This is a genomic window from Bdellovibrio sp. ArHS, from assembly GCF_000786105.1.
GTDB lineage: Bacteria > Bdellovibrionota > Bdellovibrionia > Bdellovibrionales > Bdellovibrionaceae > Bdellovibrio.
Genome location: NZ_JTEV01000003.1, coordinates 222,157 through 236,874, shown reverse-complemented (window position 1 = coordinate 236,874; position 14,718 = coordinate 222,157). Strand labels below are relative to the sequence as shown.

Sequence of the window (14,718 nt, the reverse complement as noted above, 5' to 3'; positions counted from 1 at the left end):
TATGTTTCAACTTTAGCCGTCTTGCACCAAGGTCCAGTTTCGTCTTATATTGAGACATGCCTGTGATCCGCGCTGTCTTTATCAGTATCTTAGTTCACTGCCTCTTGATGGGGACGGTGATGTGGATTGCTCCCCACTTTCAGACCCCTGAACCGCAAACCATTGAAGTGGAGCTAACCCCCGAGGCTCAGATTTTTCAGGCTTTAAAGCCGAAGGAACAACAGATCGTTCGCCAGGCCCTGGTCCCCGAAAAAATGAAAGTTCCTGACGACGACACCTTGGCGAAATTCCTGTCGGAACAAAAACAACGTGTTCGCGAACAAACTCGCGCGGCGCAATCAGGTATGACTGCCAATCGCAGCAATCAAACCACAGTGCCTGAACCGAAAAAAACGACTTCGTCGGCATCGACCCCCAACCATTCTTCACCGGCCCGCCCGAGTATGGATAAAGAGGGCTTTAAAGAAGTCGACATCAGCAAAGATCTGCAAGAGATGAATCGCTTCAACGAAGGCATGTCGACCATCGGTGAATCCATGCCGAATGATGTAAAAGTGGGGTCCTTCACTGCCCTGAATACTGATCGCTATCTTTTCTATACCTTTTATGCGCGCATGGAGGAGTTGATTCGCTATCGCTGGGAAAGTCGCGTGCAGCAGGCGATCGATCGTTTTGACCGCTTAACGCTGGTCAACGCCGGCAATCGTAATTGGGTGACTCATATTGAATTCATTCTGGATAAAAACGGTTTTCTGCGTCAGTCCTTGATCATGAAAAGTTCGGGAATTCCTGCTTTTGATGCGGCGGCCGTCAATGCCTTTCGTGACGCTAAGGTCTTCCCCAATCCACCGCCCGAGATGGTGCAAGAAGATGGCTTTATTCACGTCAAATTTTCCTTCACGGTGAACTATGCACCACCAGTTTTAGTAAATCGAAATTAAGACCTTTTTTAGCGTCTGGTCTAGGCATCTTTGGTCCAGCTTATCTCTTAAAACCCTGTCACTCGCCACAGTCCTTGCTAGAATGAAAGACATGAAAAAAATATTTTCAGTTTTCGCTTTGGCCGTTTTTTTATCGTCCGTTCCCGCTCACGCTCTTTACACGGAATTGGGCCTTTCTTATGGCAGAAAAACCACCACATTTGATGAAAACAATTCTTTCGATTCGGAATCCATCACCGGCTCTGTTTCCATTTATTTTCTGGAAAGACTGGCGTTGGAGTTGAGCTATACCGATGCCCGAGGCCTGCGCGAAGAAAAGGCCAACTCGGCAGATCCCCAAAGAACCACCACCCAGAAATCGCAAATTATGGGTGCCGATCTGATTCTGGTTTTTGCAGATAAAAAATCTTTGTTCCAGCCTTATATCAAAGGCGGCGGCGCCCAAATCAGCCGCTATCAGGAAGTCAAAATTGAAGGCCAAGATTCTTACACTATCGAGCCGGAAAAAGCGACGGTGCCCAGCTATGGCGCAGGTTTAAAAATCCAAATGACTGAAACCTTCGGCATCAAGCTTAGCTATGACGTGTGGAAAACACCGATAGGTGGGGGTCTCCAAACCGACGACTCTTCTGTTCGTGCAGGCGTCACTTGGGTGCTTTAAAATTTCTAACGGTGTCGTTCTTCGTGCTGGGTCTTTGTGGATGCCAAATGGGTTATCTTATGAAGTCCGGAGTGGGACAGATGAAGCTTCTTGGCAGTCGCGTCCCCTTGGACGAAGCGCTGAAAGACCCGCAGTTGGATGAGCTTAAAAAGAATAAGCTGCGTCTAGCACAGGAAGCCCGTTTATTTGCCGAGCAAAGTTTGCATCTGACCGCGACAAAAAACTATACATCCTATGTGGAGCTGGGCCGCCCCTATGTCACGTATGTCGTCAGCGCAGCGCCACGCTGGGAACTTAAACACTATCAGTGGTCTTACCCTTTTATGGGAAAAATGCCGTACAAAGGATTTTTCAACGAAAGTGATGCGCAAGAACTTGAATCTGAGCTTCAGGAAGAGGACCTAGACACCTACCTTCGCGGTGTTTCAGCCTACAGCACTTTGGGGTGGTTCAACGATCCCATTTTAAGCTCAATGCTTCGTTATGACGACTACACCCTAGTGAATACGATTATTCATGAAACGGTTCATGCCACTTTGTATATTAAAAACTCGGCAGACTTCAATGAGCGTCTTGCCACTTTTTTAGGAAACAAAGGTGCGGAGCAGTTTTATCTTAAGCGTGAGGGTCCCGAATCTCCGACTTTAAAAGAGATTCAAAAGGAAAATGCCGACAGCAAAACCTTCTCAAAATTCATCACTGCAGAGCTGAAAGAGCTTGAACTCTGGTATAAAAATCTTCCGGCATCGCAAAGAGACGAGGCGCGACGCCAAAAACGCATTCACGAAATCCAGGACAAGTTTGCTAAAAATATTCAGCCACAGTTATTGACTGATCATTATGCCAAGTTTCCGGAACTGAAGTTAAACAATGCTCGCCTGCTAGTTTATAAAACCTATATGCAGGATCTCAGTGACTTTGAAACATTATACGAGCTTCTCGACTCGAATTACGCGCGTTTCATCGAAACCTGCAAATCCCTGGAAAAATCAAAGGATCCCAACCAAGGATTGAAAGACCTGATTGGCTCTTTGAGTAAACACCCCTAGGCCCAGTTGTGTAAATCACGGCGATGACTTCTTTCGAAAAACTTCGTATCCTCTTTCATAGTTTTCGGAGGATTCAATAATGAAGTTGATTGCCGCTTTTTCTTTAGTGCTCATTCTTGGCGCCTGCGCCACCAAGTCCCCCACGGAAACGCGACTGCAAAAGTTGAACGATGTCGGGGTCGTGGCTCTTTTCGACGACACTCTACCCGTGAAATATGTCGGCACCGGAAAAAAAGGCAGCCGGGAAGTGTCTGCTAACATCACCGGTTGGTCTTTAAATCAGAGCGTCTCTGCAGAGATTCAAAACAATCTAAAAAGTAAAAATAAAAATGTTTTCCTGCTGAACGTCGATCCGGAAGTTATCAAAGTCGGCAAACAAACTGGTGCACAACTTAAAGATATCTATCTGGGCAACCGCTACCAGCTTTTACAAGACTATCTGGGTAAAGAAGCCGTACGACAGAATGCCAAGTATTTGTTTGTCCTGCACCCAACCACCCATGAAGGTTTCGCCGACTATCGCGCCGGCTTTGGCTTCTATTGCCAAACCAACGCCACCAATTCCGGAGACTTGCAAGGCTACACGCTTTTACGGGCTCAGCTGTGGAATGTGACGACCAAAGAGATGGAAGCCACTGTGAACATTACTCCCGAGGATCTAACATTTAAAACGGGTAAGACTTGTGCCGAGGCCCTGAAATTAAGTCCAGACAAGGTCGCGACCTTATACAAGGAACAAATGATGGAACTGGCTAAAAAGTCGGCCGATCTAGTTTTAATTCGCACAGGATTGCAGAATTAATAGTGCTTATTCACAGACTGTCACCTCCTCGTATCTGTATTGGGTACAATAAAGACACATCAACCGTAGGAGGTGATATATGGCTAATCAAAACATGAACCAACAAAACCAGCAGCAGTCCTCAAAAATCCCTTCTAAAGAACAAAACTTGGAAAAAGAGTCACGCAATCAGCAACAACAGCAACCTGGTAGCAAGCAAGACGAACAATTCCAACGTACTTCCCAAGGAAGTGTCGAGGACGACTCTGAAGAGCAAGCTCCTTAACTACAAACCTTGTCACTTGGTTTTCTAGGATAAAAATCTTGGGAAATGTTTCGCCGTCAAGACGAGACATTTCCCAAGCCTAGATAAAAGAATCTCGTTATTTTTCTTCGATGAGTTTCGGCGATGGCAAAGGCTTTCCCCCCTTGCCCGCCTCAGGATTGGTCAGCATGGATTTAATCCGGTTGGTTAAATCCAGCTTAATGACCAGATATTGAACTAAGCGTTCTGCACCCAGCAGCGGCTTTAATTTATCAAATTCTTCTTCACCGATGCGACCATAGCTTTGCAAATTCTTTCGGTACTTGGAAAGTTCATCTTCTTTGACTTTGGTGGTTGTCGCCTTCTGCATCTTTTCGATAGAAAGCTGCATTTCATGATTCAGATCTGATTTTTTTCTGTTCAGCTCTTTCACGAGGTCCGTGAATTTTTTTTCTTCAACCGGCGTCAGCTTTAACTCGTCACTCATTTTCCAAATCAATAGCTCTTCCAATTGATTGCGTTTTTCCGCAGCCTGCACGGCAAAAGAAAATGAATGCACAAATAGAACTGAAATAGCAAAAAGAAAAATCAAACGCACGCTTATCACCCGAATGGGTGACTAGCGTCCGCTTTCACCCATAATTTTATTGAATTTAGATACTGATAAATTTTCGAATGATTCGCGAGCTACGTCCATATAAAAATCAGATTCGCTCTGAGAGCTGATTAAAGTCTGGGACAGGTCCTCTGGGGACAACAGCGCTTCTGCCACAATTCGTTCATGTCCATCGCTCAAAAGACCCACGCGTTGCATGGATTGGTTTACTTTTGACACCTGAGTGAGCAAGAGAGACGCAAAAATGAAAAGGGATGTTACACCGCCTGCCGGATAAAGCCATCCTCTCCAGTGAGAACGCAACAGATTACGCGGCGTCATTAGCACCGGCGCAGGTGCGATGGCTTTCTCCTCGACTTCAGCCATGATCTTGTCATGCAGACGTTCGAAAAAATCTTCGTTCATCGGGAGTTCAAGATCATCAGCCTTTTTCAATCCCTTTCGGACTTTATCTAAACGATCCATGCGATCCATTGACTATCCTTCTGCTTCCGCAAAACGTTGATTCACTTCCATAAAGAAACCGCCTACTTCTTCCGTCCAATTTTTGAGTTCTTCTTTTTGCTCAAAAGTTTGACGAAGTTTAAGGAGAGCGTGGCGGTAATTCGCCTTCGCAGTGTCATAAGGACACTCCATAATATCGGCAATCTCGTTAAAGCTAAGATCTTCGTAAACCCGAAGAACCAAAGCTGTTTTTTGTTTGAAGGGTAACTTCTCCACCTCTTGCTGAAGGATGTCAGCCACCGCCGTGTGCACCAGAGTTGTTTCAGCTTCTGCCTCAACAGCAAGCTGCACATCATCTATATCGACGGTTTCTCTTTTCCACTCGCGGATTTTGTTTCGCGCCGTATTCACAGCAATCTGAAACAACCAGCTCTTAAAAGAAGCCCTGCCCTCAAAGGAGTTCAACTTCTCGTAAGCTTTGATGAACGCTTCTTGCGTCACATCCTCCGCCGTGTCCATGTCCTTCACAAACCTCAAACTCAGCCGCAGCACACTTCTTTGATGTCGTTTCACGAGTTCGGAAAAAGAACGTCTGTCGCCAAACTTTACTTTTTCAACCAGTTCAAGATCCGATACTAAAAGATCTCTCTCCATACTTTGACTCGCTTCTGTCTAAATTCGGTTAACGTTCTGAATTTTTTTCCCAGTGAAGCCGTCTGGCCCCCCTCAGCTCGCGGTAAATTCTCCCCCAAACCCGCGCTGCCTACAGTGTTTCTTTAATGCAACGTTGATGCCGAAGAAAGAAGGCCAAAATGGCTCTAAATATATGAAATAATTTATGAATTACGCATTCCGTTATGCCATGTATTAGCAAAACTTATGGCTCTGGTCGTTCGTCCAGGCGCAGAAAATAAAAAAGGGCCTCTTTGTAGAGGCCCTCACACACAGAGGGAACCAAACTCATTATGAGTAAAAATAGTTATTCAAGACAAAGCAAAGAACCCAAAGATGCCGGTGGCATTGGGAAAATTTGTTCTCGTTGCACCTGGGCGGTCAGATGTCCCGTCACGCCACGCTCGACCTCAATTAGAAGTCTTCCGTCGCCTTTGCGGGCTTCCGTGCAAGAATATAGGGACTCTTTATCTGCCAGTTTCGACTTCCGACTGTCCAAACAGTAAAGACTGATGGTGTCTTCACCTACAGTAAGAAGACCTTGTTTTAAAGTTACCAGATAGGTGTCACGAATTTCGAAGAGTACGTGAGTCTCGTCTATCTTTCCCGTGCAAACTGCGTGAGTGACCGGCGTTTGGGCCTGTACCGACAACGCAGCAAAAAAACATATAAGTGCGGCGCTAATTTTCATGAAAGTCCTCCTCCCAGGTTTCGAGGCGGTTCTAACAGACTTTGGCGATAGCAGTAAGGGTTTTTAAAGCGCGGGTGCTTCTTTCAAAAGAACGGACAATTTTTGGACCTAAGAAATAAAAAAAACCTCCAAAAAGGAGGCTTTCTCACGGAAACCTATGGAGCAATGGTCACTTTATTGCGACCGCCCTGTTTGGACTGATACAGGGCTTTATCCGCACGGTCGTAGATTTGCGTCCACTCTGTCTCTTGCGGAAGTTTAGTGGCCACGCCTACGGAAATCGTTACGGGGATTTTTTTATTTTCAAAAACGAACTCATGCGTTTCAATCGTCTGACGAATGCGCTCGCCGACTTCCCCCGCCGTTTTTGCCGGAGAGCCTGACAAAAGAAGAACGAACTCTTCGCCACCATAACGTGCAAAAAAGTCATTTGAACGAATCAACTTGGTAATGACGATCCGACAAAGCTCTTTAAGAACATAGTCGCCGCCAGGATGGCCATAACTGTCGTTAATTTTCTTGAAGTGATCAATATCGAAGGTCACAAGACTGAGAGGTTCATTCAAAACTTCGGACCGCTTCATGGCTTCGGGGCCTTTTTCAAGCAAGGCGCCTTTGGAGTGAGCCCCTGTCAATGCATCCTTCTGAGCCCGCTCATACATGGCCGCGTTCGTCATCGCTTCAATACTTCCTTTTTCCAGGAACTTGAAAATCACATTGCCCGTTTTAATTTGATCATTGTTTTTAAGAAGGCAGGATGCCAACGGCGGAATCACCTGACCGTTCACGATTGTTTTGTTCGTGGAACCCAGATCGATAACTGAAACTTCACTGCCATTGACAGCAAACTTCGCATGTGAACGACTTAAACTTTTATCATCAATATAAACTTGGCTTTCCACGGATCGACCGATCACGATGTCATTCGCAGTGATGGGATACTGTTTTCCCACGTATCCCGGAGGACCAATCAAAACAACAATCGCCGGTGGAACTTCGTCTGCCTCTTTCAGGCGGCCACGAAAAGTGTCACTGGCGACAATACTGGTTTTTTCTAAGTTGTCATTGGAAGAATCATCGTTGTGAGCCATAGAGAAAAGTATAAGACTTCTCGACGACTTATGACAATCACGCTTTCTTCAATTTTTCTTTCGCTAGTCTCTTGCCTAGCTCTACGCCTGGCTGATTGAAAGCGTCGATTTGCAGGTACTCACCCATGCCCGCAACAACCAACTCCCAGAACATAAACATGTATCCCAAGGTGTGCTCGTCTAGGACCTTTGTCTTAAGAGTCATGGTAGAAACACCGTTTTGGGTCAGAGCTTCCTGTGTGGCCAAAGCTTCTGCCCTCAAAAGTTCCCCCATGGTGCGACCTTCAAGATCCACCGTCTCCATAAACTGGGACTTTTTCAGACGTTGCGATCCACCTTCAGCTTCATCAATGCGCATGAAAATCACGAATTTATCGCGATGTCCTTCCATCACTTGTTGCAAAATCGAATGTTGATCCGAAGCACCCACCGCCGACATCGGTGTGCTGGCTCTTCGCGCCGGCCCGCCATCCCGACCGTGCGCTTTACCCAATGATTCGGCCCACAGTTGCTGGAACCAAGCTCCGAAATTTTTAAGTCGCGATCCGTAAAACCACAATAGAGTGATCCACTCTTCGCGCTGATAGCTTTGCGCCACTTGGGCCATAGTTTGTGTCACCAGAGCCGTGTCATTCAGAGCTCGCATCGCACCGACGCGAAATTTTTCCAGATCTAATCCAAGATAAGCCGCTGGCATCATCCCCACCGGAGACAACACCGAAAAACGCCCACCGACATCCACGGGGATTTCACACATGGGCACGTCATTTCTTTTTGCCCACTGAACAAGAGTATTTTCTTTGGTCTCAGAGATGACTGCACTTTGCGCAGCTAGTTTCAGGTTTTCCTGTTTATAGATCTGATCGATAAATTCGAGTGAGCATAAAGACTCAATCGTTGTGCCACTTTTGGAAATGAAGATCCAGCCGACTTCCTTAAGGTCACCCAGCTCTTCAAGCAAAGTTTCAAATTCCAGAGCATCTACGTTGTCGACAAAAAACATATGTTTGGCGCGGAAGACTTCCGCCAAAACGCGATTCCCTAAAGAGCTTCCGCCCAAACCGACGATGACAAGTTGGGTGAAACGACGACTGAAATCCTGGCCGACTTTATGCGACTGCTGCCACAATGGAATACGTTCCACCAATTGCGGAAAGCCAATATCTTTACGGTGCAGGAAGATTTTTAAAGACTCCTGACATTTTTGTAGGATTGAATCGTCGAGTTTGTGACCAGCTTGAACTATTTCCAACATACATCTGCCTCATTGTAAGAGAGGCCAGTATAGTGGGCCTCTAAGAAATCGCAACGTCTTCTTCGATACGGTGGTATCCTTTCCACTCTTTTAAGCGACCGCGCGGACGCCCGCCGTCTTCAGGATACTCAATCAGTACATAAGTGAGTTTTGTGATTTTGCCTAGGGACACAATATCCAAAGATGTGATCTCCGTCCATGTCCCTGAGTTAAAATATTCTTTGTTCTCGGACCACTGACGATACTGATAAACGTGGGTGTGTCCAAAAACAACCGTATGCACGCGATCATCATGAAGGATTTTACGCGCCGACTCACTGAGATCAGGAAAAATAGCACTTTCAGCGATCACTTTGATGATGCGCTTCAAGGGATAATGCCGTCGAGGGTCTTTAATGAAGGCGCTGCGTGCAAAATAAAACAGCGCCATGAAAAAAGCGCGAATCATCGTTTTGGTTTCATTTACTAAAGACCAACGCACCATTTTTCCAAAAGGACGGATCTTGTCCACATGGGGATAGTGCTGCTTGATCTTCAACACGACTTCCAAAAAGAAATGCGATCCGAAGGGCAGATTCAGAATGGGTTCCACCAGGTCCTTCTTTAGGAAGAACTTTTTGGGGTCCATGCGATTGGCCGCTTCATGCATATGACCATGTTCGATATGCACACCATCAAAGAAATAGACAATATTCTTAAAACGGATTGGCGTGCCGATCACCTGATTAAGATAGGCGCGGCATGCGGGCCACAACATTCCTTGATCATGATTTCCGACGATGTAAGTAATGGTGTTATTGGGTTTGGAGGCGAACTCTGCCAAAGCATGGAAAACATTGGCATGGCCCTTCACAATGTCTTTCAAAATTTCTAAAGTTACTGATTCGGTGATGACCGACAGAAAATGACCTTTGTAATCACACTGCAGAAAATTAAGAAAATCACCATTGATGATCAGTTCAACTTCATAATCGCGATAGACACCGGATGAATAGTAGTGAATGAACTCCACCAACTTTTCCCCATAATAAAATTCTTCTAAAGAATTGATTCCGCCTTGATCCAAAAGGCGACCTTTCCCCAGATGGAGGTCGCTGACAACAACTTTGATCTTTTTAACAGGAGCGGGCTTCACCGTGACGGCGATCTCGTTGCTCTCTTCTGGGGAAGCAGATTCCATACTACTCAGCTTTCTTCAGTGGAACGGCACTTTCCTCTTTAGCTTCCAAGTTCGTCAAGGCTAAACGCAGAGCGCGCTCAGTCCGTTTGACCTGATCTTGGTTGGCCTCGATCGTCTTGTTAAGCTCAAGACATTTCTTACGATAATTATCGAGTTCCTGAGAGAGCTGATCAATCTTTCTTTTCTGTTCTAAAATATACTCATCTTTGGACCGAACAAGAGCCGACTTTTCTGCACGCAGCAGTTCCAGACGGTTCTCGAGTTCTCTTTCGCGAACACGGATCTTCTTAAAGTCCGATTTAAGTCTAGTTTCCAGTTCTTCAACTTTAATACGCGCTTTAGCAACTTCATTTTCTTTGAACTGAAGATTGCCTTTTAAAATAAGAATTTCGCTTTGTGCGGATTCCTGAATTTCGGTTTTTTCTTTTTCTAAAGAAGTAATGCGAACTGTCAGTTCATCCGTGCGTGTACGAATGATTTCACCGGCCGAAGCCAGCTCTTCATTGTCTGCGCGAAGATGCTCAACTTCTCTTTCCAGTTCCAGAATGCGCTGCTGAGCGAGTTTAAGATTTTCGGCCTGGGCCAAACTGGCGTCCACCGAGGTCATGACATTCGCGGAACCACGACTTCCCCGAAAATTCCCCACACTGACTTTGACATCCACATCAGCGGATTTGCGCGCCCCTAAACGAGCGTTCGCGAAACCATCCACCGCAACAGTTTTGTCTGCATCCGAGTTACTGGAGGCGACTGACGAGGTGGCGTTGAAATCTTGTTGAATCGATACAGTTTTGTCTTCACCACCGCCAGGTTGGCCACTGAAAACAGGGCGCGTGGATTCATCCACAGAGTCCTGCGAGGAAAAATCAGGCGTTGGCGGAGAAAACAAGTCATCGGAAGACTGATAGCCGCCATCAGAGGAAGGACCTTGATAACGCTCTTCTTCTGCTATCGGTGCCGAGTTGACCATGAAACGTTCTGACGGAGGCAAATCGCCAAATCCCTCAGGCATATCAAAGTCCTCGACCGGAACATCTTCTTCAGACGCTTCGGCACCACCGGTAAACTCTGAGGCATCAAGGTCTTGCTCTAAGCCTTTTTCCAGATTGTCCCAAAGATTATTTCCCGCATTGGTTTTTTCTACCCGATGAGCTTCATCATCCAGCGTCGGCAGGCCAGAAAATTCGCCATCCGAAGACTCCGAATGATACGAAGAATCGGACTGAATATCCTTAAGGTCGTCCATCAAGGACTCAATAAGGTTTTCCGCAGCTGAAGATTTCTTTTTCTTTTTGCTCATATCTATAGGGAAATATCGGAATTTTTCCTGGTCCCCTTTAAGAATAATAAAGCCGACGACAGATATCAGGATGAAGGTCCGGAGTTTCTCAAAATGAAACATCTTATCGCACCTTCTGCGGTCGAAAACGCGGGAAGTTGGCCACCGATCCTAGGTCCCAGTCGCGTTTACAGCGTCACTGAAACATTTTATTGTTTATATAAACAAAGGATATTTATGAACTCAATTGCCATCGAATTTACCGAAAGAATGTCGGGATTCGTTGTTCCAAAAAAGCTGACTCTTTCTGCAGGGAAAGGCCTTTCTCATTCTGACTTCCAGGCAGAAAACGACCGTTTCGACAAACAGCCTTTTGAATTTACCGTGACCATCAAAGTCCCCAACCTGGAAAACTTTCTTAAGGACCATGGAACTCCATCGCAAGTTTTTGGCAAGATCACTGACTTCCGCTTTCGCGAAGAACTGCGCGTTGAAAACGGCTATTTTCAACTGTTCACTTCGCCTTCCATCAGTCCCGACTTCGCCACGGTAAAAGAAATGCACTACACCCTGTTCCTGACGGATCGTGAAGGAAAAAAATGGACCTTCTTCGGCTTTAAGGAACTTCTGAAAGAAGAGCTTTCCCAAGTGTGGAAGCAGACGACGACCTTGTACTACTATCTTTGGGAAGGACATTCCTTACTGAATAATTATGGCGACAAAGAGGTGCACGCCATCGGCAGTCTGCGCATTTCACCGAGCGATTTTTTAACTCAGATGAAAAGCTTTAAAACCAACGCGGCGACCTTTCGTGAAGAAAAAGAAGCTTTGCTAAAGTATTTTAAAGCGTTCACGGACACGCTGTGGGAAAGCTATGCGCCCTACATCTTCACCACGACATCGGCGCGCTGGAATGAACACCCCTACCCTGTACACACCACGCAAGGAGTGGCCTTAGGTGAAAACTCGCTTCATCCACTAGACACGCGCGATGGACTGACAATTTCATTGCAAAGATTTCGGCATCAGGACAGCAAAGATGTCGTCCTTCTTTTGCATGGCCTGACGACATCGACCGATATGTTTATTATGCCCGAGCACCAAAATCTGGTGAACCATTTGCACACCTCGGGATACCCGGATGTATGGTCATTAGACTGGCGCGGCAGCGGACGTTTCACCTACAACATGTCCCCCCATCGCTACACCATCGACGATGTTGCCAAATTTGACATTCCCCGCGCGGTCGAATTCATTCGGGAAAGCTGCGGGGCCGATGTTCGCATTCACGTGGTCGCTCACTGTGTTGGCGCACTTTCATTCATGGCTTCTTTAGCGACGGGACAGGTTCGCAATATCGCCAGCGTTATCGCCAACAGTGTATCGTTAACTCCTAAAGTCCCCTGGCAAGCCCTGGCTAAAATGAGGGTGGGACCAGAAATTTTTGAACAGCTCTTGGGTTATCCCTATGTTTCACCTGCCATTCCTTATTTTCCGGCCCGTGCGTTTGGACGCTGGATTTACTGGATGGAAAGAGGCCTGCGCAGCGAATGCAAAGAACCCGCGTGTCATATGGTGAGTTTCATGTGGGGATGGGGCTTCCCGGCCGCTTTCAATCATCGCAACATTCATCCTGTCACACATCGTCGTCTTAAAGATCTGTTTGGCGGAACAAGCTTTCACTATCACAAGCACATCCGAAAAATGTTGCTGACCAAGGCCTCCGTTTCGTTTGATGGCAAAGTGAACTATTTGGAAGAATCCATGAAAAAGGATCTGCCCCCCATTCTTCTGATTTCGGGAACCGACAATCAGATTTTTCCAGGTGCCAACAAGGCCACCTACGAAATTTTAAGTCAGACGAAAAATGCCGCAAAGGTGACGTACAAAGAATTCACCAACTACGGCCACCAGGATGTCTTTATGGGGCAGTTCTGTCATGCCGAAGTTTTTCCAGAACTGATTGCTTTTATAAAACAACACTCTGGGACATCTGGAATTGAAAATCGCAAACTGCGAATTGCCTGAGGTTAAAGTGAAATTAGACTATGACTATATTGTGATCGGGTCCGGCTTTGGCGGCTCGGTGATGACCTGTCGACTCGTTGAAAAAGGTTATAAAGTGTGTCTTTTAGAGCGCGGACGCGAGTGGAAAATGCACGAATTCCCGCGTCGCCCCCACGAAGTCCGCAAGAACATGTTTTGGGACCCGGCTGATAATAAATATGGACTGATGGAAGTTCGCGACACGCCTGAAAGTGACGTCATGACGATCACCCCCAGTGGTTTGGGTGGCGGCAGTCTTATTTATGCCAATGTACTTTACAAAATGCCCGAAGATTTTTTTCGGGGATGGCCGGGCGGAATCACTCGGCAAAAACTGGAACCTTACTATGAACGTGTCTTGCGCACGATGGAGGCCAAGCCCTATCCTTATGATTCACATCCTTATTATCGCAACACCCCGAAGACCACCCTTCTAAAAAAGCTCACCGAAGAAATGACGACCGCACCCGAATCGACAGAAAAACCCAAAGTCGTTCATCCGCCATTAGCCGTGCGCTTCGAAGGGAAATTCCCCGGACATCAGACAAGAAATATTCACGGCGCTTTACAATCTCGCTGCAACAAATGCGGCGACTGCGATATCGGGTGCAACATTCACGCGAAAAACACGTTGGATTTAAATTATTTATTCCGCGCCCGGAACTGGGACGGCGCAGATCATAAAGCCGAGGTACGCACTCACGCTGAAGTCGTGCGGATAGAGAAAAAACAGAATTTTTATGTCGTCACCTATGTGATTCCTGAATTTCCTTTGCAGGAAAATTCTTTCACCGCGAAAAATGTCGTCTTGTCGGCGGGCTCTTTAGGTTCAACATCGTTGCTTTTAAAAATGCGACGTCATGGACACTTGCCTTTGTTGAACAAATGGTTAGGAAAAAAGTGGAGCGGAAATGGCGACTTCATTTCTTTGATTTTTAAATCAAAACACAACGTCGATGGCACCAATGGCCCGGTGATCACCAGCTCGATTGAATACAGGTACAAAGACTACGAGGATGGCTATCCACATGGAATGTTTATTCAAGAAGCGGGTTTCCCGGTCGGCTTCGCCTGGTTTCTTTCGGGCAAAGTACCGCAGTTCAGTGGCTTGTGGGGACTGGCTTCGATGGCGGCACATCACTTAAAGAAATACGTGTTCAAAGTTCTGAAGATCAGCAGCCAAGATCAGATCAACATTGGCGACGAGATGGCCCATAGTATCGACCGCGCAGAGTTCACCAAACGCTGTTTGGTTCTTTTAGGTATGGGCCGGGACAAACCTGACGGAGAAATTCAGTTGCGCAATGACGATCAAGCCCTGATTCGCTGGAAAATTGATGAAAGTCAGCCGCACTTCACACGCATCCGCACAGAAATGAAAAAATTGGCGGAAATGGTCGATGGTGTCTATGTCGAAAATCCGCTCACACACCTGAAGAAAGTCATCTCCGTGCACCCTTTAGGCGGCTGTCCTATGGGCGACTCGGAACACACCGGTTTCGTCAGCACCAAGGGGGAAGTCTTTGGCTATCCCGGATTGTATGTCGTCGATGGCAGCATTTTACCAACTTCCACCGGTAGCAATCCTTCCTTAACGATCGCCGCTATGGCCGAATACATCGCCGATCAAATTCCCTTAAAACAGACACTCTTGATGGAAGAAAGAATTAAAATTGAAAGCCTTTAAAAAAACAAAGGCGCCCTAGGGAAAGGCGCCTTCGTGGGGGGTATTCTAAGTAAAATGTAA

General features: G+C 46.5%; 15 protein-coding genes. 7 read left to right on the top strand and 8 right to left on the bottom strand.

Annotation, left to right across the window (positions count from 1 at the left end):
- Positions 1-56: 56 nt before the first annotated feature.
- From OM95_RS01965 to OM95_RS01945, 5 genes are all read left to right on the top strand, one after another.
- Positions 57-941: an energy transducer TonB gene (locus OM95_RS01965; protein WP_041869684.1), complete on the top strand. Its 885-nt coding sequence runs from the start codon at positions 57-59 to the stop codon at positions 939-941.
- Between the two features lie 91 nt (positions 942-1,032).
- Positions 1,033-1,602 carry an outer membrane beta-barrel protein gene (locus OM95_RS01960; RefSeq protein ID WP_041869681.1) on the top strand — a complete coding sequence of 190 codons (570 nt, stop codon included), beginning with the start codon at positions 1,033-1,035 and terminating at the stop codon, positions 1,600-1,602.
- A 47-nt stretch (positions 1,603-1,649) separates the two neighbouring features.
- A complete protein-coding gene (locus OM95_RS01955; RefSeq protein WP_041869865.1) occupies positions 1,650-2,651 on the top strand; it encodes an aminopeptidase in 1,002 nt (333 codons plus the stop codon).
- Positions 2,652-2,730: 79 nt separating this feature from the next.
- Positions 2,731-3,453 carry a hypothetical protein gene (locus OM95_RS01950; protein WP_041869679.1) on the top strand — a complete coding sequence of 241 codons (723 nt, stop codon included), beginning with the start codon at positions 2,731-2,733 and terminating at the stop codon, positions 3,451-3,453.
- A 79-nt stretch (positions 3,454-3,532) separates the two neighbouring features.
- Positions 3,533-3,718 (top strand): hypothetical protein, encoded by a 186-nt coding sequence (locus OM95_RS01945; protein ID WP_041869676.1) that lies wholly within the window; start codon positions 3,533-3,535, stop codon positions 3,716-3,718.
- 97 nt (positions 3,719-3,815) lie between these two features.
- Here the strand turns inward: OM95_RS01945 and OM95_RS01940 are convergent, their stop codons facing one another.
- The 8 genes from OM95_RS01940 to OM95_RS01905 all read right to left on the bottom strand — a co-directional run bounded on the left by OM95_RS01940 (position 3,816) and on the right by OM95_RS01905 (position 10,946).
- Entirely contained in the window at positions 3,816-4,295 is a 480-nt protein-coding gene (locus tag OM95_RS01940; RefSeq protein WP_041869673.1) for a hypothetical protein, read from the bottom strand.
- Between the two features lie 21 nt (positions 4,296-4,316).
- Complete coding sequence (locus tag OM95_RS01935) at positions 4,317-4,787, bottom strand: hypothetical protein (protein ID WP_041869671.1); 471 nt, start codon at positions 4,785-4,787, stop codon at positions 4,317-4,319.
- Between the two features lie 3 nt (positions 4,788-4,790).
- A complete protein-coding gene (locus OM95_RS01930) occupies positions 4,791-5,411 on the bottom strand; it encodes a sigma-70 family RNA polymerase sigma factor (RefSeq protein WP_041869669.1) in 621 nt (206 codons plus the stop codon).
- A 325-nt stretch (positions 5,412-5,736) separates the two neighbouring features.
- Complete coding sequence (locus OM95_RS01925) at positions 5,737-6,120, bottom strand: hypothetical protein (protein WP_041869668.1); 384 nt, start codon at positions 6,118-6,120, stop codon at positions 5,737-5,739.
- 155 nt (positions 6,121-6,275) lie between these two features.
- On the bottom strand, positions 6,276-7,211 hold the full coding sequence (locus tag OM95_RS01920; protein ID WP_041869665.1) for a diguanylate cyclase: 936 nt from the start codon (positions 7,209-7,211) through the stop codon (positions 6,276-6,278).
- A 37-nt stretch (positions 7,212-7,248) separates the two neighbouring features.
- A complete protein-coding gene (locus tag OM95_RS01915) occupies positions 7,249-8,466 on the bottom strand; it encodes a hypothetical protein (RefSeq protein WP_041869663.1) in 1,218 nt (405 codons plus the stop codon).
- Between the two features lie 40 nt (positions 8,467-8,506).
- Positions 8,507-9,646: a metallophosphoesterase gene (locus tag OM95_RS01910; protein WP_041869661.1), complete on the bottom strand. Its 1,140-nt coding sequence runs from the start codon at positions 9,644-9,646 to the stop codon at positions 8,507-8,509.
- Between the two features lies 1 nt (position 9,647).
- Positions 9,648-10,946, bottom strand: a complete 1,299-nt coding sequence (locus OM95_RS01905; RefSeq protein WP_041869863.1) for a hypothetical protein — start codon at positions 10,944-10,946, stop codon at positions 9,648-9,650.
- Positions 10,947-11,039: 93 nt separating this feature from the next.
- Here OM95_RS01905 and OM95_RS01900 point away from each other — a divergent pair, with 93 nt between their 5' ends.
- Together OM95_RS01900 and OM95_RS01895 are read left to right on the top strand one after the other, a co-directional pair.
- Positions 11,040-12,953 (top strand): alpha/beta fold hydrolase, encoded by a 1,914-nt coding sequence (locus OM95_RS01900; protein ID WP_291515447.1) that lies wholly within the window; start codon positions 11,040-11,042, stop codon positions 12,951-12,953.
- A gap of 7 nt (positions 12,954-12,960) precedes the next feature.
- Complete coding sequence (locus OM95_RS01895; protein ID WP_041869658.1) at positions 12,961-14,658, top strand: GMC family oxidoreductase; 1,698 nt, start codon at positions 12,961-12,963, stop codon at positions 14,656-14,658.
- Positions 14,659-14,718: the final 60 nt, after the last annotated feature.

What these genes read in the sequence shown, in the direction of transcription:
- OM95_RS01955 (WP_041869865.1), top strand. Translation starts at nt 1,650, where the DNA reads ATGGGTTATCTTATGAAGTCCGGAGTGGGACAGATGAAGCTTCTTGGC.
- OM95_RS01915 (WP_041869663.1), bottom strand. Translation starts at nt 8,466, where the DNA reads ATGTTGGAAATAGTTCAAGCTGGTCACAAACTCGACGATTCAATCCTA.
- OM95_RS01960 (WP_041869681.1), top strand. Translation starts at nt 1,033, where the DNA reads ATGAAAAAAATATTTTCAGTTTTCGCTTTGGCCGTTTTTTTATCGTCC.
- OM95_RS01945 (WP_041869676.1), top strand. Translation starts at nt 3,533, where the DNA reads ATGGCTAATCAAAACATGAACCAACAAAACCAGCAGCAGTCCTCAAAA.
- OM95_RS01925 (WP_041869668.1), bottom strand. Translation starts at nt 6,120, where the DNA reads ATGAAAATTAGCGCCGCACTTATATGTTTTTTTGCTGCGTTGTCGGTA.
- OM95_RS01950 (WP_041869679.1), top strand. Translation starts at nt 2,731, where the DNA reads ATGAAGTTGATTGCCGCTTTTTCTTTAGTGCTCATTCTTGGCGCCTGC.
- OM95_RS01910 (WP_041869661.1), bottom strand. Translation starts at nt 9,646, where the DNA reads ATGGAATCTGCTTCCCCAGAAGAGAGCAACGAGATCGCCGTCACGGTG.
- OM95_RS01900 (WP_291515447.1), top strand. Translation starts at nt 11,040, where the DNA reads ATGAAACATCTTATCGCACCTTCTGCGGTCGAAAACGCGGGAAGTTGG.
- OM95_RS01905 (WP_041869863.1), bottom strand. Translation starts at nt 10,946, where the DNA reads ATGAGCAAAAAGAAAAAGAAATCTTCAGCTGCGGAAAACCTTATTGAG.
- OM95_RS01920 (WP_041869665.1), bottom strand. Translation starts at nt 7,211, where the DNA reads ATGGCTCACAACGATGATTCTTCCAATGACAACTTAGAAAAAACCAGT.
- OM95_RS01935 (WP_041869671.1), bottom strand. Translation starts at nt 4,787, where the DNA reads ATGGATCGCATGGATCGTTTAGATAAAGTCCGAAAGGGATTGAAAAAG.
- OM95_RS01930 (WP_041869669.1), bottom strand. Translation starts at nt 5,411, where the DNA reads ATGGAGAGAGATCTTTTAGTATCGGATCTTGAACTGGTTGAAAAAGTA.
- OM95_RS01965 (WP_041869684.1), top strand. Translation starts at nt 57, where the DNA reads ATGCCTGTGATCCGCGCTGTCTTTATCAGTATCTTAGTTCACTGCCTC.